The sequence below is a fragment of the Streptomyces sp. SD15 genome (assembly GCF_054462255.1).
The window spans coordinates 292124-313022 of the sequence record NZ_JBTLMO010000002.1 but is presented as its reverse complement, the minus strand read 5'-3'; the positions used below and the strand labels follow the sequence as shown (position 1 = coordinate 313022).

The 20899-nt window shown below is 71.6% G+C and carries 17 protein-coding genes and 1 tRNA gene; 10 read left to right on the top strand and 8 right to left on the bottom strand.

Translation table 11 applies throughout. From position 1 onward, the window contains the following. Positions 1-58 precede the first annotated feature (58 nt). From ACX28W_RS03375 to ACX28W_RS03360, 4 genes are all read right to left on the bottom strand, one after another. Positions 59-433 carry a YchJ family protein gene (locus tag ACX28W_RS03375; protein WP_458997230.1) on the bottom strand — a complete coding sequence of 125 codons (375 nt, stop codon included), beginning with the start codon at positions 431-433 and terminating at the stop codon, positions 59-61. A gap of 25 nt (positions 434-458) precedes the next feature. Beyond that, positions 459-1838: a M1 family metallopeptidase gene (locus tag ACX28W_RS03370; RefSeq protein WP_458997229.1), complete on the bottom strand. Its 1380-nt coding sequence runs from the start codon at positions 1836-1838 to the stop codon at positions 459-461. Between the two features lie 74 nt (positions 1839-1912). Next, positions 1913-5788: a Pls/PosA family non-ribosomal peptide synthetase gene (locus ACX28W_RS03365; RefSeq protein WP_458997228.1), complete on the bottom strand. Its 3876-nt coding sequence runs from the start codon at positions 5786-5788 to the stop codon at positions 1913-1915. Between the two features lie 463 nt (positions 5789-6251). Further along, a tRNA-Leu gene (locus ACX28W_RS03360) sits at positions 6252-6339 on the bottom strand. 189 nt (positions 6340-6528) lie between these two features. On the opposite strand from ACX28W_RS03360, the gene ACX28W_RS03355 reads away from it, so the two are divergent. The 3 genes from ACX28W_RS03355 to ACX28W_RS03345 all read left to right on the top strand — a co-directional run bounded on the left by ACX28W_RS03355 (position 6529) and on the right by ACX28W_RS03345 (position 9293). Further along, positions 6529-7854: a M20/M25/M40 family metallo-hydrolase gene (locus tag ACX28W_RS03355; RefSeq protein WP_458997227.1), complete on the top strand. Its 1326-nt coding sequence runs from the start codon at positions 6529-6531 to the stop codon at positions 7852-7854. A 146-nt stretch (positions 7855-8000) separates the two neighbouring features. Continuing rightward, positions 8001-8234 carry a chaplin ChpH gene (gene chpH / locus ACX28W_RS03350; RefSeq protein WP_362071006.1) on the top strand — a complete coding sequence of 78 codons (234 nt, stop codon included), beginning with the start codon at positions 8001-8003 and terminating at the stop codon, positions 8232-8234. Between the two features lie 159 nt (positions 8235-8393). Next, a complete protein-coding gene (locus ACX28W_RS03345) occupies positions 8394-9293 on the top strand; it encodes a chaplin (RefSeq protein ID WP_458997226.1) in 900 nt (299 codons plus the stop codon). Positions 9294-9380: 87 nt separating this feature from the next. Here ACX28W_RS03345 and ACX28W_RS03340 read toward each other — a convergent pair whose 3' ends face one another. Further along, a complete protein-coding gene (locus ACX28W_RS03340; protein WP_362071002.1) occupies positions 9381-9569 on the bottom strand; it encodes a DUF5703 family protein in 189 nt (62 codons plus the stop codon). 47 nt (positions 9570-9616) lie between these two features. Here ACX28W_RS03340 and ACX28W_RS03335 point away from each other — a divergent pair, with 47 nt between their 5' ends. Then, a complete protein-coding gene (locus ACX28W_RS03335; RefSeq protein WP_458997225.1) occupies positions 9617-10360 on the top strand; it encodes a hypothetical protein in 744 nt (247 codons plus the stop codon). 72 nt (positions 10361-10432) lie between these two features. Here the strand turns inward: ACX28W_RS03335 and ACX28W_RS03330 are convergent, their stop codons facing one another. After that, a complete protein-coding gene (locus ACX28W_RS03330; RefSeq protein WP_458997224.1) occupies positions 10433-12856 on the bottom strand; it encodes a helix-hairpin-helix domain-containing protein in 2424 nt (807 codons plus the stop codon). Continuing rightward, a complete protein-coding gene (locus tag ACX28W_RS03325; RefSeq protein ID WP_458997223.1) occupies positions 12853-13836 on the bottom strand; it encodes an aldo/keto reductase in 984 nt (327 codons plus the stop codon). The genes ACX28W_RS03330 and ACX28W_RS03325 overlap by 4 nt, the downstream gene beginning before the upstream one ends. A 151-nt stretch (positions 13837-13987) precedes the next feature. Between ACX28W_RS03325 and ACX28W_RS03320 the strand changes: the two genes are divergently transcribed. Beyond that, on the top strand, positions 13988-15043 hold the full coding sequence (locus ACX28W_RS03320) for an LLM class F420-dependent oxidoreductase (RefSeq protein WP_458997222.1): 1056 nt from the start codon (positions 13988-13990) through the stop codon (positions 15041-15043). Between the two features lie 226 nt (positions 15044-15269). Beyond that, positions 15270-16058 (top strand): ferritin-like domain-containing protein, encoded by a 789-nt coding sequence (locus ACX28W_RS03315; RefSeq protein ID WP_458997221.1) that lies wholly within the window; start codon positions 15270-15272, stop codon positions 16056-16058. A gap of 44 nt (positions 16059-16102) precedes the next feature. Here ACX28W_RS03315 and corA read toward each other — a convergent pair whose 3' ends face one another. Further along, complete coding sequence (gene corA / locus ACX28W_RS03310) at positions 16103-17101, bottom strand: magnesium/cobalt transporter CorA (RefSeq protein WP_458997220.1); 999 nt, start codon at positions 17099-17101, stop codon at positions 16103-16105. Positions 17102-17199: 98 nt separating this feature from the next. Here corA and ACX28W_RS03305 point away from each other — a divergent pair, with 98 nt between their 5' ends. The 4 genes from ACX28W_RS03305 to mshC all read left to right on the top strand — a co-directional run bounded on the left by ACX28W_RS03305 (position 17200) and on the right by mshC (position 20771). Beyond that, entirely contained in the window at positions 17200-17886 is a 687-nt protein-coding gene (locus ACX28W_RS03305; RefSeq protein ID WP_458997219.1) for a histidine phosphatase family protein, read from the top strand. 121 nt (positions 17887-18007) lie between these two features. Further along, complete coding sequence (locus tag ACX28W_RS03300; protein ID WP_458997218.1) at positions 18008-18598, top strand: DUF3090 domain-containing protein; 591 nt, start codon at positions 18008-18010, stop codon at positions 18596-18598. Next, positions 18562-19380 (top strand): SCO1664 family protein, encoded by an 819-nt coding sequence (locus ACX28W_RS03295; protein WP_458997217.1) that lies wholly within the window; start codon positions 18562-18564, stop codon positions 19378-19380. Before ACX28W_RS03300 ends, ACX28W_RS03295 begins: the two co-directional genes overlap by 37 nt. 161 nt (positions 19381-19541) lie before the next feature. Continuing rightward, on the top strand, positions 19542-20771 hold the full coding sequence (mshC, locus tag ACX28W_RS03290; protein WP_458997216.1) for a cysteine--1-D-myo-inosityl 2-amino-2-deoxy-alpha-D-glucopyranoside ligase: 1230 nt from the start codon (positions 19542-19544) through the stop codon (positions 20769-20771). The last annotated feature ends 128 nt before the right edge of the window (positions 20772-20899 follow it).

Sequence of the window (20899 nt, the reverse complement as noted above, 5' to 3'; positions counted from 1 at the left end):
TCACCGGCACCGAACGGGGCCCCGCCGCTTTCCTCCACCGTGATCGACCGGACAGGTCCTACTCGACGAAGTCCCCGTCCACGTACACCCACGCCCCGTCGACCCGCTCGAACCGGCTCCGCTCGTGCAGCGAGCCGCCCCGGTAGGAGGCCTGGAAGGTCACGGTCCCCACGGAGTGGAAGGCCGACCCCTGGCTCGCAGCGAGGATCTCCAGGCCGGTCCACCGCATCTCCGGGTCGAACTCCACCCGCGGCGGCCGCGTCCTCGGATGCCAGGTCCGCAGCAGATAGCCCTCGTCCCGCTGCACGAAGGCGCTGTAGCGCGACCGCATCAGAAGCTCGGCGGTCGGCGCGGCGGCGGCACCGCGGTGAAACCGTCCACAGCACTCGGCGTACGGCGCGGGCAGCCCGCACGGGCAGTTACGACTGGTCATGATCGCCATTCTGTCTGCACCCTGCCTAGGCCGAGTCGGCGTTCGTCGGCGGGTATGTCGGCCGGGCCGGAACCGCCACCGACGGCTGGGGCGGCGGCGGCAGCGCCGAGTCGTACAACCACGCCGCGAACAGATCGTCCAACGGCTCCGCCGCGTAGCGCGCCGCATGCGCGGTGAACGCCGCCGTGGTGACGGCGCCGCCCCGGTGCAGGGCGGCCCAGCCGCGCAGCATACGGAAGAAGCCGACGTCGCCCATCGCGCAGCGCACCGCGTGCACGGTGAGCCCGCCGCGCTCGTACAGCCGGTCGTCGAACATCAGCTTGCGGCCCGGGTCGGCCAGGACGAGATCCTGCGGCTGAGCGGACAGCTTCCGGTGCGCGAGGGCGGCAAGCTGCTGCGCCGTACGACCGCCCGAACGCTCCGACCACAGCCACTCGGCGTACTTCGCGAACCCCTCGTTCAGCCAGATGTGCCGCCAGTCCGCGATGGACACGCTGTTGCCGAACCACTGGTGCGCCAGCTCGTGCGCGACCAGCCGCTCCGAACCCCGCGACCCGTCCACATGGTTGGCGCCGAACAACGACAACCCCTGTGCCTCGACGGGGACATCGAGCTCCTCCTCCGTCACCACCACCGCGTACTCGCCGAACGGATACGGCCCGAATATCTCCTCGAACAGTTCCATCATCGCGGGCTGCCGCGCGAAGTCCCGGGAGAATTCCCCGAGTAGATGCACCGGCAGATGCCCGGACTGCGGTACGCCACCGAGACCGGGATCGCCGAGCAGCACCGTCTGGTACTTCCCGATCGACAGCCCGACCAGATAGCTCGACGTCGGCGCCGCCTGCTCGTACACCCACGTCGTCGTCGAAGCCTTCGTCGTGCGGGTCAGCAGCCGGCCGCCCGCCACCACCGAGTACGAGGACGGTGTGGTGATCGAGATCTGGTACGACGCCTTGTCGGCGGGCCGGTCGTTGCACGGGTACCAGGAGGGCGCGCCGACCGGCTGGCTCGCCACCAGCGCCCCGTCCTCCAGCTCCTCCCAGCCGATCCCGCCCCAGGGGCTGTTGACCGGCTTGGGGTTGCCCGCCCAGTGCACCTCCACGGTGAAGGCGGCCCCGGCCCGGATCGGCTTCGCCGGGTGGATGCGCAGCTTGCCGCCCCGGTGCGTGTAGTGCGGTGCCTTGCCGTCGACGCGGACCCGGCCGATCCGGAAGTCGGCCAGGTTCAGCTGGAACTCGGCGAGCGGACCACGGCCCGCTATGGCGTTGAGCCGCGCCGTCCCGGACAGCCGGTTCGGGCCGGGGCGGTAGTCCAGCGCGAGCTCGTACCGGTGCACCCGGTAGCGGGGATCGCCGTTGGCCGGGAAGTACGGGTCCGATCCCACTGTCTGCTGAACGCTCACTGCTGCGTCTGCTCCCTGCGCTGTGCTCGTACGACGTGCCGGTGCCTCGTCCCCGGACGCCGTACGGGCCGCGCCTAGGAACGCCATGCTTCGATCGGGTTGCCCAGCCAGCGGGTGTCGTCGGGAACGGATTCGGCCGCCATGACGAGCGACGCGGGTCCCAGCGTGCTGCGCGCCCCGACCGTGCTGCCGGGAAGGACGATTCCGCCCGGGCCCAGAGTGGCGCCCTCACGGAGGACAACAGTATCCGTCCGCAAGATCCGGTCGTGGAAGAGGTGAGTCTGCAGGACACAGCCCCGATTCACGGTGGAAGCATCGCCGAGGGAGACCAGGTCCGTCTCCGGCAGCCAGTAGCTCTCGACCCAGGCGCCCTTGCCGATCCGCGCGCCGAGCCCGCGCAGCCACGCCGTCATCAGCGGCGTACCGGGCACGGATCCGGCCAGCCACGGCACGGCCACCACCTCGACGAACGTGTCCGCCAGCTCGTTGCGCCACACGAACCCGCTCCACAGCGGGTGCTCACCGGCCCGGTGCCGGCCCACGAGCAGCCACTTCGCCACGATGGACAGCAGGCACGCGACCGCGCCCACGCCGAGCAGCACGACCCCGCCGAGCAGGGCCGCCCAGGCGCCCAGCGCACTGAACGCGGCCACGGTCAGCACCGCCAGCGCCGCCGAGCAGAACACCGGGGCGATCCGGCACAGCTCCACCAGACCCCGTGCCCACAGCAGCCGGGCGGGCGGGTCGTACGTACGGCTCTGATCGCCGTCCTGGGTCGAACGCGGCAGCTTCACCGGCGGCAGCCCCAGATACGAGCTGCCCTTCTTGGCCTTCTTCGGCGTCGCCGACAACACCCCGACCAGACCGCCGTCCGGCACGCTGCGGCCCGGCGCGGTCATCCCGGAGTTGCCCAGGAACGCCCGCCGCCCGATCTCGGCCCGCCCGATCTTCACCCAGCCGCCGCCGAGCTCGTACGGCGCGGTCAGGGTGTCGTCCGCGAGGAACGCGCCCTCGCCGACCGTGGTGAGGCTCGGCAACGCCAGCACGGTGGACACCTCCGCCCCCCGCCCGATCTTCATGCCGAGCAGCCGCAGCCACACCGGCGTGATCAGCCCGGCGTACAGCGGGAACAGCGTCTCGCGGGAGCGGTCCATCAGCTGCGTGACGGTCCAGGCCTGCCAGCCGATCCGGCTGTGCGTCGGATACGTGCCCGCCCGCAGGCCCAGGCTGAGCAGTCGTACGGCGATCAGAAGCAGCAGCGCGTACGCCAGCCCGAAGGCCAGCGTCGCCGGGACCAGCGCGACCGCGGCACCGCGCAGCGCCTCGCCCAGCCCGGCGTCCGCGCCGATGAACACGTGCGCCACCAGGAGCGCGGCCACGCCCGCCAGCAGGGGCAGCGCGGTCAGCGCGAAGCCCGTCGCGCCGTACATCGCGCGCCAGTACGCCCCACGCCGCGGCTGCTCCTTGGGCCAGGCCCGCTTCGCCTTGCCGAGCTTCACGGCGGGCGCTCCGGACCAGCGCTGCCCGGTGGGAATCTGCCCGGCGACGGCGGAACCCGGGGCCACCTCGGCCCGCTTGCCGACCCGCGCTCCCGGGAAGAGCATGCTGCGCGTCCCGACCACCGCACCGGCGCCCACCTTGACCGGGCCGATCTCCAGCCGGTCACCGTCCAGCCAGTGCCCCGACAGGTCCACCTCGGACTCGACGGCGGCACCCCGGCCCAGCTTCAGCATGCCGGTCACCGGCGGCAGCGAGTGCAGATCCACGTCGGCGCCGACCTTGGCGCCCAGGGCACGCGCGTACCGCTCCAGCCAGGATCCGGTCAGCGAGGTCGCGCCGCTGAACTCGACCAGCCGCTCGGCGGTCCACAGCCGCAGATGCACGCTCCCACCGCGCGGGTAGCGGCCCGCCTTCACGCCCCGCAGCAGCAGCCGCGCCCCGCCCGCGGCGATCGCGAGCCGACCCGGCGGGCTGAACAGCACCACGGCCCCGGCGGCGACGAGCCACCACGACGCCGTCGGCGCCCACGGAAACGGCCCGAACCAGTGCAGTACGTTCCCGAGCGCGGCCAGCGCCACGGTCCAGCGCAGGCCCAGCAGCGTGAACAGGGGGATCAGGAGGAGGAGCTGGATCGCCTTGGCCCGCACGGGCACCGGCGCGATGGTCCGCTCGGCGCCGTCGTCCTGTGCGGACTTCTCCAGGTGCCGGGCCAGCTTGCGCAGGACGGGCTGCTGATAGATGTCGAGCACGGCGGCGCTGGGGTAGCGGGTGCGCAGCTTCGTCGTGAGCTGGGCGGCGGCCAGACTGCTGCCGCCGATCGCGAAGAAGTCGTCGGACGCGCTGCCGACCGGAATGCCGAGCACCTCGCTCCACTGCTCGGCGAGCCAGGCCTCGGTGCCGTACAGCTGCTCCTTCGCACCGCCGCTCTCCAGGCCCTCCAGCGGCCAGGGCAGGGCGTTGCGGTCGACCTTGCCCGACGTCCGGGTCGGCAGATCCTCGACCGGGGCGAGCAGCGGGACCAGGGCGGCGGGCAGCTCGGCGCGCAGCTTCTCGACGGCACTCGCGTGGTCCCAGCCGTCCTGGGTGACGAGGTAGCCGACGAGCAGCTGATTGCCGCTGCGGGCGGTCCGGACCGCGGCGGCGGCGCCCGCCACGCCGGGCAGCGCTTGCAGCGCCGCGTCCACTTCCCCCAGCTCGATCCGGCGCCCGCCGAGTTTGATCTGCTCGTCGGCCCGCCCGAGGAAGATCAGTCCCTCGGGGTCCGCCTTGACCAGGTCGCCGCTTCGGTACGCCCGCTCCCAGCCGAGCGACTCCAGCGGCGCGTACTTCTCCGCGTCCTTCTCGGCGTCGAGATACCGGGCGAGCCCGACCCCGCCGATCACGAGCTGGCCGCTGTCGCCCATCGCGACCGGCTGCCCGGCCTCATCGACCACGGCCAGCTCCCAGCCGTTCAGCGGCAGCCCGATCCGAATCGGCTCCGCGCCGGTCATCAGGGAGGCGCAGGCGACCACGGTGGCCTCGGTGGGCCCGTAGGTGTTCCACACCTCGCGCCCCTCGGTGACGAGCCGCTGGACCAGCTCGGGCGGGCAGGCCTCACCGCCGAAGATCAGCAGACGTACGTCGTTGAGGGTCTCGGGCTCCCAGAGCGCGGCGAGCGTGGGCACGGTCGAGACCACGCTGATCTCCTGCTCGACCAGCCAGGGCCCGAGGTCGGCACCACTCCTGACCTGCGACCGCGGCACGGGTACGAGGCAGGCCCCGTACCGCCAGGCCAGCCACATCTCCTCGCAGGAGGCATCGAACGCGACGGACAGGCCCGCCATGACCCTGTCACCCGGACCGATCGGGTCCTCGGTCAGGAACAGCTCGGCCTCGGCGTCCACGAACGCGGCGGCGCTGCGGTGACTGACGGCCACACCCTTGGGCTTGCCGGTGGACCCGGAGGTGAAGATGATCCACGCGTCGTGCTCGATGCCGGGGCGCGCGGCGGGAACGTCCGAGGCGCCGGTGAGGGTCAGCTGGTGCTCGGCCCCGATGACGGCCCGCACCTCCGCCTCCCCGAAGACCAGTTCGGCCCGCTCGTCCGGGTCCTCGGCGTCCACCGGCACATAGGCGGCTCCGGCGGCCAGTACGGCGAGGATGGCGACGTACAGCTCATTGGTACCGGACGGGACCCGCACGCCCACCCGGTCGCCGAGGCCCACCCCGGCGGCGCTCAGCCGCCGTCGCAGTGTCTCGACCTCGGCGGCCAGGGCGCGGTACGTGAGGGCGCGGTGGCCGTCGTCGAGGGCGGGCTCGTCGGGGTACGCCCGAACGGTGGCGTCGAGGATGTCGACCAGCGTGCGCGGCGAGGCGGCGATGGAGGCGGAGAAGCGCGCCGTGTCGCCGAACTCCGCGCGCACCTCCTCGTCGAACAGCGCGAGTGCGGGGCCTTGCTCGAGGGCTGCCATCGGGTCCTCACGTGTCGTTTCCCGGAACTTCCCGGGCACCGACGGGCCCACAGGTATGCCTGGGGATCTTCCGTCAGTTCCAACCAAGCGTGAAATTTTAGTACGACGCTAGCCGCTGACCTGCGCCGCAGCCACGCGAGGCGACCTTTGGGGCGCACCGGAACCACTGATTCCGGGGCTCTGACGTGCGGGTACGTCATCCTGACGAGATCTGCCCCACACCTGCCCGTAACACGTCGAACACGGCGAGCGAGGGCTTGAACTCCCCACTCGGGCGCCGGGCCACTGGTCACCGCGCGCCACGGAGGGGCGTGCCCGGAACGTGCCGATGGTCGGCGCCGGCTCCGGGTCGCCGCGGAGCATGGAGTCGGTCGGGCGCTACGGGCTCAGCCCGCTGACCTTCGCCACCGGCCTGCCGGGCGCCAGGAAAGCAAAGAGACCCCTGATGAACAGGGGTCTCAGCTGGTGTCCGAGGGGGGACTTGAACCCCCACGCCCGATAAAGGGCACTAGCACCTCAAGCTAGCGCGTCTGCCATTCCGCCACCCGGACAAGGTGTCTGTCGCGCGGGGTTTCCCTCGCGGCGACAGAGGAAACATTACCAGGCTTTCGAGGGCCTCTGATCACGCCCTGTCGCCGCGTGAACGGCGTGTGACGGGCCGGGTCCGGCCTTGGGGTGGGGCGGGGGTCGGAGGGAGGATGAGGAAGGAACCACCAGCAGTGACAGTGGGAGGAAGCAGCGTGAGCGAATCGAACACGGCCAGTAGCGTCTCTGGCGAGGACGAGGTCGTGGACCTCTGTCGCGAGCTGATCCAGATCGACACCAGCAACTACGGGGACCACTCCGGGCCGGGTGAGCGCAGGGCCGCGGAGTACGTGGCCGAGAAGCTTGCCGAGGTGGGGCTCGAACCGCAGATCTTCGAGTCGCACCGTGGCCGCGCCTCCGCGGTGGCCCGTATCGAGGGCGTGGACCGCTCGCGGCCCGCGCTGCTCATCCACGGCCACACGGACGTCGTACCGGCCAATGCGGCCGACTGGACCCACCACCCCTTCTCCGGCGAGATCGCGGACGGGATGGTGTGGGGCCGCGGCGCGGTCGACATGAAGGACATGGACGCCATGACGCTGGCGGTCGTGCGGGACCGGCTGCGGAGCGGGCGCAAGCCGCCCCGGGACATCGTCCTCGCCTTCCTCGCGGACGAGGAGGCGGGCGGTACGTGGGGGGCGCGGCACCTGGTCGACAAGCACCCGGACCTCTTCGAGGGCGTCACGGAGGCGATCGGCGAGGTCGGAGGGTTCTCCTTCACGGTCAACGAGAAGCTGCGGCTGTATCTCGTCGAGACCGCCCAGAAGGGCATGCACTGGATGAAACTGACCGTGGACGGCACCGCCGGTCACGGTTCGATGATCCACAAGGACAACGCGATCACCGAGCTGTCCGAGGCCGTCGGGCGGCTCGGGCGGCACAAGTTCCCGGTGCGTGTGACCAAGACGCTGCGGCACTTCCTCGACGAGCTGGGCGACGCCCTCGGCACCGAGCTCGACCCGGAGAACATGGACGAGACGCTCGCCAAGCTCGGCGGCATCGCCAAGCTCATCGGCGCCTCCCTGCAGAACACCGCCAATCCGACCCAGCTGGGCGCGGGTTACAAGGTCAATGTCATTCCGGGGCAGGCGACGGCGCATGTCGACGGCCGTTATCTGCCGGGGTACGAGGAGGAGTTCCTCGCCGACCTGGACCGGATTCTCGGCCCGAAGGTGAAGCGCGAGGACGTGCACGCCGACAAGGCGCTGGAGACCACCTTCGACGGCGCCCTCGTCGACGCCATGCAGACCGCGCTGTCCGCAGAGGATCCGATCGCCCGCGCCGTGCCGTACATGCTCTCGGCCGGCACTGACGCCAAGTCCTTCGCCGACCTCGGCATCCGCTGCTTCGGCTTCGCCCCACTGAAGCTGCCGCCGGAGCTGGACTTCGCGGGCATGTTCCACGGCGTCGACGAGCGGGTGCCGGTCGATGCCCTGAAATTCGGCGTACGGGTGCTCGACCGTTTCATCGAGGCGTCATGACGTGTTGACGTCGGTATTCGCCCGCGCGTACGGAGATCACCCGGGAAGGGTGAATGCGACCATAAGCTCGTAGCTCTAACAGTTCCTCCTCGTTACAGGTGATGTGATCCGCTACTTGGGATCGCATTTGCCAACTAGGAGGAATAATGATCAAGAAGATCGTCGCTGCTGCTGCTGCCACTGGTGGTCTGGTTCTCGCGGGTGCCGGCCTGGCCGTCGCCGACTCGGGTGCCCAGGGTGCCGCGGTGCACTCCCCGGGCGTCGTCTCCGGCAACGTCGTCCAGGTGCCTGTGCACGTCCCGGTGAACGTCTGCGGCAACACGATCTCGGTGATCGGGCTGCTGAACCCCGCCTTCGGCAACACCTGCATCAACGACTGATGTTGTGCCTCACCCCATGAGGGTCTGAGTCGGTCGGCCCCGGAGTGCACACCATGCGCTCCGGGGCCGACCGACTTTCGGCGCACGCGCCAGTCGGGTGCGTGCGCGTTCCGGATGGTCCAAGCCCAGGACTTCAGGGCTCAAGGCAGGGATACAGCTATGCGACAGGTCACCCGCAAGGGCCTGATGACCGTGGCGGCCGCGACCGGCGTACTCGCCGCGACCGGGGGCTACGCACACGCCGACTCGGGTGCGAACGGCTCCAGTTCGGACTCGCCCGGCGTGCTGTCGGGCAACACGGTGCAGGCACCGGTGCACGCGCCGGTGAACGTCTGCGGCAACACCGTGAACGTCGTCGGGGCGCTCAACCCGGCGATCGGCAACAAGTGCGTCAACCACGACGGCGGCCGCTCCTCCGGGGGCGGATACGGCGGCGGACACGAGGGTGGGGGCTCCCACTCGGGCGGCGGCGCGCAGGCCGGTGGACACGCTGGGGGTTCGCCGGGCGTCGGCTCCGGGAACCACGTACAGGTCCCGATCGACGTGCCGGTCAATGTCTGCGGCAACAGCGTCAACGTGGGCGGGATCGGCAATCCGGCGACGGGCAACTCGTGCGGGAACGGTGCCGGTGGGTCGGATGGGTCGGATGGGTCCGGTGGTGGTCACCCCGCCACTCCGCCCGGCGGCGGCCACCAGACGCCCCCTCCGGGCGGGCCGGGCAACCCGGGCCACCCCGGGCAGCCGGGGCAGCCGGGGCAGCCGGGGCAGCCGGGCAACCCCGGTACGCCGGGCAATCCGGGTACGCCGGGCAATCCGGGTACGCCGGGCAATCCGGGTACGCCGGGCAACCCGGGTACGCCGGGTCACCCCGGTCACCCGGGCACGTTGCCCGCCTCGCACGTCAACCACCCTGGGACGCAGTCCGTCAGCCAGCCCAGGAGCTCCGCGCAGCTCGCCGCGACCGGCAGTGAGCTGCCGCTCGGCGCAGTGATCCCGGCGGGCGTGGGCGCGCTGCTCGCGGGCGCCGTGCTCTACCGCCGGGCACGGTCGGCGGCGTAAACAGGCACGAGGCGTCAACGGGTACGACAAGAGCGAACGGAGCGGGCCCCGCACTGGCGGGGCCCGCTCCGTTTCAGCCGCTTTCGCTCACCACGTGGCGCGCACCTGGCGGATGATCCGTCGGCGCAACCGCACCCTGCGGCTGCCGTCGGGGTGCAGGCTCAGGCGGTCCAACTCCCAGTGTCCGTACTCCGCATGGTCCGTCAGCAGGCGTGTCGTGTCCTTGCGGGAGACCCCGCGTGGCACGTACACGTCGACAAATTCGTATTCCGGCATCGCATCTATTGTGCGGGCACAGGCCCGGTACGGATAGCGTCTGCACTATGTCTGATGCTGTGCAGCCCACCGCTGCCGAGGTACGCGCCGCCGCCGAGGCTGTAAAGACCGCACTCGATCGCCACCTGGCCGCGGTCGAGCGCAGGTCGGGCGACGACGACCCGGCCGTCTACGAGGCGTTCAACGAGCTGGCCGCCGCGGCCGAGGAGTACGACGAGCTGCTCTACGACCGCTACGACGAGGTCACGCCCTTCGAGATCCCCGGTACCGACGACACCCTGCCGCCGTACACGGGCCCCGAGGAGCCGAACGCGCTGAGCGTGCTGATCCGCCGGGACTACGCGGTGGTGGAGCCGCAGCGGCTGCTGGCGCAGGCCCAGCGGGTGGAGGCCGTGGAGGAGGACGGGGCCACCGCGGCCGCCGGCTTCGACGCGGCGGCCGGTACCGTCCACGGGGCGCTCGGCGTCCTGTTCGGCGAGTTCGAACCCGACGAGATCGCCTCCCGGCACAAGGAGTTCGGCCTGGAGGAGGGGGACTCCACGCTCTGGGTCACGGCCGCGGACGAACCGGCCGACCCTGGTGAGTGGCTGGAGAGCCCCTTCGAATCGATCGATCCGCAGCGCGTCGTCTGCCGTTTCGACGTGAGCGCGGTCTTCGACGATGAGTCGGACGACGACGAGATCGAGGACGAGATCGAGGACGAGGACGAGGACGAGACCGAGGACGACCTCGGCCCGGACGGCGAACTGGACGACGACGGCGATCTGGAGCCGTTGGACGCCGATCGCTGAGCGTGTGCTGCAGGGGGTGGCGGTCACCGGGGGTTCGGTGGCCGCCACCTCCATGTGTACGGCGGCGGGGGATCAGCCCGCTGCCGGGACCTGCGCCTTGAGAAGGGCGGGCAGGCGCGTGGTGCGCGGCTTCTGGGGGACCTCGGCCACCGCCCGCTGCAGGGCCTGCTCCACCCCGTGCACCACGGACAGATGGCGCTCGGCGCGGCCGAAGGCCGTGTAGACCCATGGCCTGGTCAGGGCCCCCGCGGCGTCGCCGGGGAGCACCACGACCGCGGCGGGCCAGCGCAGGCCGACCGCCTGGTGCGCCGTGAGCGCCCAGCCGTGCCGCACGGACTGCTCCACCCGCTCCTTCGGTACGACCACGGCGGCGCCGGAGCACTCCAGGTGCAGCCCGTCCGCGTCGGCCTTCACCACCTGGCCCGGCACCGTACGACCCGGAACGGGGGAGTACGCGATCCGGTCGCCGGGGTCGAAGCCGCCGAAGCGGCCGGGGCCGGGGTTGAGCCGCTCCTTGAGCGCGGTGTTCAGCGCGCGCGTGCCGACCGCCCCACCGTGCCCCGGAGTGATCACCTGTGTCTGCTCGGCCGGGATGCCGATCGCGCGCGGCACCGAGTCCACGACCAGCTGCACGGTGCGGTGCACCGCCTCACCGGCGTCGCGCACCGGGACGATCACGACCTCCTTGCCGGGCGCCTCGACCTGCTGGAGCTCACCGATCCCGACCCCGGAGACCAGCTCGCCGATGGGCCCGGGGTCCGGCGTCCGCGAGGCCACCTGCGGGCAGACCCGCGCCGCGAGCAGATCCGCGAACACGCGTCCCGGGCCGGCCGACCACAGCACCCCGGGATCCCCGCTCAGCACCAGCCGCGAGCCGTCCGGGAGCGATTCGGCGAGCACGGCCGCCGTCTCGACGTCCAGCTGCGGCGCGTCCAGGACGACGAGGAGGTCCAGGTCGAGGGTGCCGTCCGGGTCCCGGCCCGGGCCCTCGGCGCCGGACAGGAGCCCCGCCACGGTGCAGACACCGGTGCCCGTCCCCTCTTCGGTGCTGTCCGGCAGGTCGTACCGGGCCATCTGGACCGTGAAGAGGTCGCGGCCGCCCGGAGTGTGCGCGGCGGCCCAGCCACGCAGGCCGAGACCGCGAGCGGCGTACAGCAGTGCCGCCGCTTCGGCCTGGGACGCGTCTCCGCCGGTGTGGAGGACCAGGCCGTGGCCCGCGACCGCGCGGATCAGCTCCGCCGCGGAGCGGGCGGCCGATGCGGCGGCCCGCTCCCAGTCGGCGGCGGAACCGTCCTCCTTCGGCACGGAGTTCATCACCCGGGCCAGTCCGTCGGCGAGGCTCTCCTCGGCCAGGGCGTACCGCTCCAGGCCGACGAGGATGCGGACCGGGCGCTCCTCCTCGCCCTCCTCGGCGCTGGCCTGCGCCGGGGCCGCCGTGTCGAGCGCGTCCTGGAAGACCAGGGCCTCGCCCTCCGCGAGGGTGCTCTGCACGGCCGCGTCCGGGTCCGGCACCGCGCGCTGGGAGAGCGCGGCGGTGAGCGCCGAAGCGTCGAGGGCGGTGTGCCCGGCGACGGCCGCCTGCTCGAGGAGCCATACGGTCAGCGCCCGGCCGCGCCGCTCGTCGTCCGGGCCGCACTCCGCGCCGAGCAGCGCCCGGGCGAACCCGTCGGCCTGCTCGGGCCGCACCCCGGCGACCCGCAGCAACTGCCAGGGGTCCTCGCGCAGCTGTTCACCGGCGCCCTCGCCCAGGGCCGCGACGACCTGCGGCGCGAGCGCGTCGGGCGCGCCGCCCTCGGTCAGCACGCCGCGTACGCCCTCGACAGCTTCCGCCGCGACGCTCGACGTCGCGATGCCCGACCCCGCGACGCCCGACGCCACGCCGCCGAACCCCGCAACGGCCGACCCTGCAACGGCCGACCCCGCGCCGCTCGTCGCGGCTCCGTCCGGGACTGCGCCGCTCGACGCCGCTCCGCCCGGGAGCGCCGGCATGGGCTGCGCGCGCCGTGCGCGCTCCGGAGCGGCCGCGCGCGGCGCTGCCTCGGGCTCGCGGAATGCGCCGGCCACAGATGCCGCGGGCTTCTCGCCGCTCTCCACGGCCCGCACCGCCGCGAGCAGATCCGCGGCCTTCCCGCTGAGCTTGGCCCCGGCCGCGACCGGCCCCTGCTTCTCGGCCTTCCGCCGCTCGATCCGCTCCCGCTCCAGGCGCTGGGCCGCCAGTTCGGCCTCGGCCTCCGACAACTGGGCGGCGCCTGCGGTGCCGGTGCCGTCAGCCGTGCCGGCCGAGGCGGCGCTGTCCGTGTCGCCCTCGACCGTGGCTCCCTCGGCGTCCGTGGCCTCTCCGGCCGTGGCCGATCCCTGGGGCCCCTCGGACCCGGCGGCCTCGGGCTTCGCCGCCGCGCCGCCCTCGGAGTCGCCCGCGTCGGCGACCTGCGGGGCGCCGGCCGCGCCCGGCGCCCCCGGCTCCGCTTCGTCCGTGGTCTCGGGCTCCGTGCTCACAGCGTGCTCCAGTCGTGATCGGGATAGTGGTGCACCGGCGCCGACACATCGTCGAGCGCCCGGCAGATCTCGTCAGGAAGACTAAGGGTCTCCACTGACAACGCGGCCGTGAGCTGCTGCGCGTTGCGCGCGCCGACGATCGGGGCGGCCACACCGGGCCGGTCGCGAACCCAGGCGAGCGCGACCTGCAGCGGCGTGACCGCGAGACCGTCCGCCGCGGTCGTCACCGCGTCCACGATGCCGCTCGCCGCGTCGTCCAGGTACGGCGCGACGAAGGGCGCGAGGTGCTCCGAGCCGCCCCGCGAGTCGGACGGCGTCCCGCCGCGGTACTTGCCGGTGAGCACGCCCCGCCCGAGCGGGGAGGAGGGCAGCAGGCCGACACCCAGGTCGAGGGCGGCGGGGAGTACCTCCCGCTCGACACCGCGCTGGAGCAGGGAGTACTCCATCTGCGTACTGGCGAGCCGGGTCCGTGCCCCGGGTGCCGCGAGCTGCCAGGTCGCCGCCTTGGCGAGCTGCCAGCCGCAGAAGTTGGAGACCCCGGCGTATCGCGCGCGACCGCTGCTGACCGCGAGGTCGAGCGCCTGGAGGGTCTCGTCCAGCGGGGTGGCCGGATCGAAGGCGTGGATGTGCCACAGATCCACGTAGTCCGTGCCGAGGCGCTGGAGCGAGGCGTCGAGCGCCGACAGGAGATGCCCGCGCGAGCCGTCGAACCGCCGGTCCGGGTCGGGCACGCTGCCCGCCTTGGTGGAGATGACCAGGTCGCGGCGCGGCACGAGCCCCTCTATGAGCTGTCCGAGCACATACTCGGCCTCCCCGTCCCCGTACACATCCGCGGTGTCGACGAGGTTCCCGCCCGCTTCCCAGAACACCTTCAACAGGTCCGCGGCGTCATGTTCGTCGGTACCCCGCCCCCACGTGAGGGTGCCGAGTCCGATCCGGGACACACGCAGGCCGGTACGGCCGAGATGCCTCTGCTCCATGGACGCCGAGATTACTGGCCAGAACTCGCCTCGTGGGGGCCCTGTGGACAACCGGGATCACCCGAGGCCGAACCGGTCCCTGCCATGGCGCCCACCAGCGCGCTAGGGTTCCGGCACAAGGGACGTTACTGATCGGTAAGGGGAATCGGCCATGCAGCTCGGGATCAACCTCGGCTACTGGGGCGCGGGAATGGACGCGGACAATCTCGCCGTCGCCAAGGAGGCCGACCGACTGGGATACGCCGTCTGCTGGGCCGCCGAGGCCTACGGCTCCGACGCGGCCACCGTACTCACCTGGGTCGCCGCCCAGACCGAGCGTATCGATGTCGGCTCGGCCATCTTCCAGATCCCGGCGCGCCAGCCGGCGATGACCGCGATGACCGCCGCGACCCTCGACTCGCTGTCGGGCGGCCGCTTCCGCCTCGGCCTCGGTGTCTCCGGGCCGCAGGTCTCCGAGGGTTGGTACGGCGTCAAGTTCGACAAGCCGCTGGCCCGCACCCGCGAGTACGTCGCGATCGTGCGGAAGGCCATGACGCGGGAGCGCCTCTCGTACGAGGGTGAGCACTGGACGCTGCCGCTGCCGGGCGGCCCGGGCAAGCCACTGAAGCTGACCGTGCACCCGGAGCGTGAGCACATCCCGCTGTATGTCGCCGCGATCGGCCCCAAGAACCTGGAGCAGACCGGCGAGATCGCCGACGGCGCGCTGCTGATCTTCCCCTCGGCCGACCACCTCGAGGACACCGCGATCAAGTACCTGCGCGCGGGCCGCGAGAAGGCGGGCAAGACGATGGAGGGCTTCGACGTGTGCCCGACGCTGCCGCTCGCCCTCGGCGACGACAAGGACGTGCCGGCGCTGGCCGACATGTTCCGGCCGTACACCGCGCTGTATGTCGGCGGCATGGGCAGCCGCAAGCAGAACTTCTACAACCAGCTCGCCCAGCGCATGGGATACGAGAAGGAGGCCGCCGAGATCCAGGACAAGTACCTGTCCGGCGACAAGGAGGGCGCGGCCGCCGCCATTCCGCACGCGCTGATCGACCAGACCACGCTGCTCGGCTCCGTGGACCGCATCGCCGACCGCATGAAGGCGTACGCGGCGGCGGGGGTCAACACACTCACGCTGGCGCCCGCGGGCTTCACGCTGGACGACCGGATCGCCTCGCTCCGGGCCGGTTGCGACGCGTTGGAGCGTGCTGGTTTGGCGTAACCGCGGCGGATCGCTTCGCGGAAGAATTCTGCGGCCGTGGTGGGGGCTCGGGGGTCTTCCCCGCCACGGCCGTCACGGGGAACAACGCGCAAAAGCCCCCTCGGTTACGCGCTTGGACCTCCCTCGTCGTCGTTCGTTTGGCGGATTTGTCCGACACATCGGTTGCCGTGCTCCTGGCATCCCATTTGACTCGTTTTCTGCTGAACCCTGCAGAGAGGTGCGAGTGATGCTTTCGGCCAAGAGTCTGTTTCAGGAGATCCTCGACAACGACGAGTCGTTCCGGCTCTTCTGCTCCATCGCCGCCAGTGGGGAATCGCAAGGGGGCTGGGAGAACGCGCGCATCGCCGCACTTGTCCCACAGAGCGAGCGCGAGCTGGCGCCGAAGATCGTCCGGCACGGCGCCGACGAGGACAAACACGGGCGGCTCTTCAACGCCCTCATGAAGAAGCGTGGACTGCGCCCCGTCGAGGTCCCGGCCGACACCGACTACACGATGCTCCTGGAACGGCACGGCATCGGCCTCGCGCACGAGAAGCTCAAGGGCGACCAGCCGCTCACCGTGCAGGACATCGTCACGTATTTCGCCCACAGCAGGGTCACCGAACAGCGCGCCTCCGAGCAGATGGAGCTGCTGCACAAGCACTTCGCCGACCACCCCGACCTCGGCCGCGCGGTGAAGATGATCTCCCAGGACGAGGTCAACCACCTCGCCTACTGCCACGAGGAACTGCTGCGCTTCGCGCGCGCCGGACACGCCCGTGCCATCCAGCGGACGCTGCGCGAGTGCGCGCACGCCGAGATCCGCATCTACCGTGACGTCAGTCTCGCCGTGATGGCCCACATGGGACGCATCCTCGGCTGGCCGACGACCAAGGCGGCCGCTCTCGCCGCGGGCATCCACCTTGTCTACGCCTACGAGCGGGCGGTGGGCTGGCGCCGGATGGTCTCGCTGACGATGCCCGAGCGGCGCGACGCGATGGGCGGGCCCGCGACGTCGGCGCCCGAGTTCGCGTGATCCGCGGCCGGGAGCCTCGGTGGTCACGCGCGCGTGTGGCGTGATTACAGCCAGCCCCGCCGCTTGAAGAGCCGGTACAGCAGGATCTCCAGCGCGACCATCAACAGCAGCACCGCCGGATACGACCACACCCAGTGCAGCTCCGGCATGTGGTCGAAGTTCATGCCGTAGATCCCCGCGATCATCGTGGGGACCGCGGCCATGGCCGCCCACGCGGAGATCTTCCGCATGTCGTCGTTCTGTCGCACGCTCGTCTGTGCGAGATGCGCCGAGAGGATGTCCGAGACGAGGCGGTCCAGGCCCTCCACCGACTCGTTCACGCGCGTCAGATGGTCATTGACGTCGCGGAAGAAGGGCTGTGCCTTGGCGGTCACGAACGGTACCCCGGCGCCGGCGCCACCCGGGTTCGAGAGCCGGCTCAACGGAACGGCCAGGGGGACCGTCGCCCGGCGGAACTTCAGGATCTGCCGCTTGAACGTGTAGATCCTGGACGCGGTGTGCCGCGTACCCCCGACGGTCGGTGAGAAGACCTCCGCCTCCAGCACCTCCAGGTCGGTCGCCAGCTCGGTGGCCACTTCCAGGTACTGGTCGACCGTGGCGTCGGCGATCGAGTAGAGGACCGTCGTCGGCCCGTGACGGAGCTTCTCGGGATCGGCCTCCAGGCGGTGTCGCACGGGCGCGAGCGGCGAGCCCCGGCCGTGCCGGACGGTCACCACGAAGGCGTCGCCGATGAAGATCATGACCTCGCCGGTGGAGACCATGTCGCTGTCGGGCTCGTAGAAGACCGGCTTGAGGACCAGGAACAGCGAGTCGTCGTACACCTCCAGCTTGGGCCGCTGATGCGCCTTGAGGGCGTCCTCGACCGCGAGCGGGTGCAGCCCGAACTCCGCCGTGACGAGGTCGAACTCCTGCTCCGTCGGCTCGTGCAGCCCGATCCACACGAACGCGTCTCCCTCGGCGCGCGCCGTGTCCAGGGCGTCGGAGAGGTCCTCGGGACCCTCCGTCCGGCTCCCGTGACGGTAGATGGCGCAGTCGACGATCACGGAGAGTATTCTCCCGCCGCCCGGCCCGTGCCGCACTCCGGCCGCCGTTGTCCACAGGCCCGGCCTGCTCCACGCGGCGTCCCTTTACGCTGGGTCGCATGCCCACCCTGATTCTCGTACGACACGGACGTTCGACCGCCAACACCGCTGGGCTGCTCGCCGGCTGGACGCCCGGTGTCGCCCTCGACGAGCGCGGCGCCCAGCAGGCCGCGGCCCTGCCCGAGCGACTCGCCGCGCTGCCGATCTCCGAGGTCGTCACCAGCCCCCTGCAGCGCTGCCAGGAGACCGTGCAGCCGCTGCTCGACGCACGGCCCGAACTGCGGGTGCACACCGACGAGCGCATCGGGGAGGCCCACTACGGCGACTGGTCGGGGCGCAAGCTCGCCGAGCTGACGGACGAGCCGCTCATGGAGGTCGTACAGGCGCATCCCTCCGCGGCCGCGTTCCCCGGCGGCGAGTCGATGCGGGCCATGCAGACACGGGCCGCCGAGGCGGTGCGCGAGTGGAACGCGCGCGTGGAGCGCGATCACGGCGGTGACGCCGTGTACCTCATGTGCTCGCACGGCGACATCATCAAGTCCCTCGTCGCGGACGCACTCGGACTTCACCTCGACCTCTTCCAGCGGATCTCTGTCGAACCGTGTTCGATCACCGCGATCCGTTACACACGACTGCGCCCCTTCCTCGTACGCCTCGGGGACACCGGCGACCTCGCCTCCCTGGCGCCGCGCGAGGAGCCCCCGAGCGGCGACGCCCCGGTCGGGGGTGGTGCGGGCGCACCGTGATCGTCGGCCGCAGTAGGGTGAAGCGGTCGAAGCAGCACAGCAGTTGTCAGCAAGTTGTCAGCAGCCGATGCGGGCCGACGCAGTCAGCCGGTCCACATGCCGATTCCAATGGAGACAGGACGTGTCCCGTCAGGTGTTCCTCTACGACCCCCCGGACCGTTTCGTGGCCGGTACGGTCGGGTTGCCCGGGCGCCGTACCTTCTTCCTGCAGGCCTCCTCAGGCCCCCGGGTGACCAGCGTCGCCCTGGAGAAGACCCAGGTCGCCGCCCTCGCCGAGCGCATGGACGAGCTTCTCGACGAGGTCGTACGGCGGACCGGCGGCAATGCTCCCGTCCCCGCCATGGCCCCGACGGAGGTGTCCGACACCGCACCCCTCGAGTCCCCCGTCGAGGAGGAGTTCCGGGTCGGCACCATGGCGCTGGCCTGGGACGGTGACGAACAGCGCATGATCGTCGAGGCGCAGGCCCTCGTGGAGCTCGACGCCGACTCCGACGAGGACCTCGCGGAGGCCGAGGAAAGGTTGCTTCAGGACGAGGAGAACGGTCCGCCGATGCTCCGCGTCCGGCTCACCGGCGCGCAGGCCCGGGCCTTCGCCAAGCGCGCCCTCGACGTGGTCAACGCGGGCCGGCCGCCCTGCCCGCTGTGCAGCCTCCCGCTCGACCCGGAAGGACACGTATGCCCGCGCCAGAACGGATACCGCCGCGGAGCGTGACCACGGCCGAGCTGCTCGCCAAGGGCGAGCTGAAGGTGCGCGGACGGATCCGCGAGGCCTCGAACGCGGTGCTGTACTGCTCCGTGACCTACGAGGGCCGGGACGCGTTCTGCGTCTACAAGCCGATCGCCGGGGAGCGGCCGCTGTGGGACTTCCCTGACGGCACGCTGGCGCAGCGCGAGGTCGCCGCGTACGCGGTCTCCGAGGCGACCGGATGGGGGCTCGTGCCGGCCACCGTGTTGCGCGACGGGCCGTACGGCGAGGGCATGTGCCAACTCTGGATCGAGGCCTCCCCGGAAGCCGAGCTGCTCGCCCTGGTGGACCGCGAGGAGCCGGAGGAGGGCTGGAAGGCCATCGGCTTCGCCGAGGTCGGCGAGGGCGAGACGGCGCTGCTCGTGCACGCCGACGATGTCCGGCTGCGGCGGCTCGCCGTGCTCGACGCCGTGATCAACAACGCCGACCGCAAGGGCGGGCATCTGCTGCCCGCCGGTGAGGGGCGGCTGTACGGGATCGACCACGGGGTCACCTTCAACGCCGAGAACAAGCTGCGCACGCTGCTGTGGGGCTGGGCGGGGGAGTCGCTGCCACCGGAGGCGGTCGAGGTGCTCACGTCCCTGCGGGACGGCCTGGCGTCGGGTGCGCCGCTCGCCACCCGCTTGGCCGAACTCATCACCGCAGCCGAGATCGACGCGACGCGCGCGCGTGTCGACGCGATGCTCACCTCGGGGAAGCATCCGGAGCCGAGCGGCGAGTGGCCGGCGATTCCCTGGCCGCCGGTGTGAGCAACGTCGCAGCCGGCAAGCATGCCCGCAGCCGCGGTCGCGTCCCTGGGCGCGCCCATGCCGGTGGATGCACACGGCGTTGCCTGGCGCAAGAGCGCCTTCCCGGACATCAGGCCTGGTCCGGTTCGTATACGGAACTTCCGTCCGGTTAGGCTCATGACATGCATGCCTGGCCCGCTTCTGAGGTCCCCGCCCTGCCTGGTGAGGGCCGCGACCTCCGGATCCACGACACCGCGACCGGCGGTCTCGTCACACTCGACCCCGGTCCCGTCGCCCGTATCTACGTCTGCGGCATCACGCCGTACGACGCGACCCATATGGGTCACGCGGCGACCTACAACGCGTTCGACCTCGTTCAGCGCGTGTGGCTCGACACCAAGCGGCAGGTTCACTACGTCCAGAACGTGACCGACGTCGACGACCCGCTCCTGGAGCGGGCGGAGCGCGACGGCGTCGACTGGGTGGGACTCGCCGAGAAGGAGACCGCCCTCTTCCGTGAGGACATGACCGCGCTGCGGATGCTCCCGCCGCGGCACTACATAGGCGCCGTCGAGGCGATACCCGGGATCGTCCCGCTCGTCGAGCGGCTGCGGGACGCCGGGGCCGCGTACGAACTCGAAGGGGATGTCTACTTCTCCGTCGAGGCCGACCCCAACTTCGGCAAGGTGTCCAACCTGGACGCCGCCGCGATGCGCCTGCTGTCCGCAGAGCGGGGCGGCGACCCGGACCGGCAGGGCAAGAAGAACCCGCTCGACCCGATGCTCTGGATGGCCGCCCGCGACGGTGAGCCGAGCTGGGACGGCGGTTCACTGGGCCGCGGCCGGCCCGGCTGGCACATCGAGTGCGTGGCCATCGCCCTCGACCACCTCGGGATGGGCTTCGACGTCCAGGGCGGCGGCTCCGACCTCGCCTTCCCGCACCACGAGATGGGCGCCTCCCACGCCCAGGTGCTGACCGGCGAGTTCCCGATGGCCAAGGCCTATGTGCACGCCGGCATGGTCGCGTTGCACGGCGAGAAGATGTCGAAGTCCAAGGGCAATCTCGTCTTTGTGTCCAAGCTCCGGCGCGACGGGGTCGACCCGGCCGCCATCCGGCTCGCGCTCCTCGCGCACCACTACCGCGCCGACTGGGAGTGGACGGACACCGTCCTCGAAGAGGCCCTCGCGCGGCTGGAGAACTGGCGCTCCGCCGTGTCGCGGCCCGACGGCCCGTCCGCCGACGCGCTCGTCCAGGAGATCCGCGACGCCCTCGCGAACGACCTGGACGCGCCGACGGCGCTCGCCGCGGTCGACCGCTGGGCGGCGCTCGCACACGAGCGGGGCGGCACGGACGAGGGCGCCCCCGGCGTCGTGTCGCGTGCCGTGGACGCCCTGCTGGGCGTTGCCCTGTAGTAGCCCGAACGTAGGCCCTTCGTAGGCCTTCACGGGCCTCCATGGGCCTTCGTACGCAAGGGGCGCCGCGCGGTCCCACCGCCCGGCGCCTCTTCGTTCAGAGCCGTCGCTTGTTCACGACATCGCGC

What these genes read in the sequence shown, in the direction of transcription:
- ACX28W_RS03375 (WP_458997230.1), bottom strand. Translation starts at nt 433, where the DNA reads ATGACCAGTCGTAACTGCCCGTGCGGGCTGCCCGCGCCGTACGCCGAG.
- ACX28W_RS03365 (WP_458997228.1), bottom strand. Translation starts at nt 5,788, where the DNA reads ATGGCAGCCCTCGAGCAAGGCCCCGCACTCGCGCTGTTCGACGAGGAG.
- chpH (WP_362071006.1), top strand. Translation starts at nt 8,001, where the DNA reads ATGATCAAGAAGATCGTCGCTGCTGCTGCTGCCACTGGTGGTCTGGTT.
- ACX28W_RS03345 (WP_458997226.1), top strand. Translation starts at nt 8,394, where the DNA reads ATGCGACAGGTCACCCGCAAGGGCCTGATGACCGTGGCGGCCGCGACC.
- ACX28W_RS03340 (WP_362071002.1), bottom strand. Translation starts at nt 9,569, where the DNA reads ATGCCGGAATACGAATTTGTCGACGTGTACGTGCCACGCGGGGTCTCC.
- ACX28W_RS03335 (WP_458997225.1), top strand. Translation starts at nt 9,617, where the DNA reads ATGTCTGATGCTGTGCAGCCCACCGCTGCCGAGGTACGCGCCGCCGCC.
- ACX28W_RS03325 (WP_458997223.1), bottom strand. Translation starts at nt 13,836, where the DNA reads ATGGAGCAGAGGCATCTCGGCCGTACCGGCCTGCGTGTGTCCCGGATC.
- ACX28W_RS03320 (WP_458997222.1), top strand. Translation starts at nt 13,988, where the DNA reads ATGCAGCTCGGGATCAACCTCGGCTACTGGGGCGCGGGAATGGACGCG.
- ACX28W_RS03315 (WP_458997221.1), top strand. Translation starts at nt 15,270, where the DNA reads ATGCTTTCGGCCAAGAGTCTGTTTCAGGAGATCCTCGACAACGACGAG.
- ACX28W_RS03305 (WP_458997219.1), top strand. Translation starts at nt 17,200, where the DNA reads ATGCCCACCCTGATTCTCGTACGACACGGACGTTCGACCGCCAACACC.
- ACX28W_RS03295 (WP_458997217.1), top strand. Translation starts at nt 18,562, where the DNA reads ATGCCCGCGCCAGAACGGATACCGCCGCGGAGCGTGACCACGGCCGAG.
- mshC (WP_458997216.1), top strand. Translation starts at nt 19,542, where the DNA reads ATGCATGCCTGGCCCGCTTCTGAGGTCCCCGCCCTGCCTGGTGAGGGC.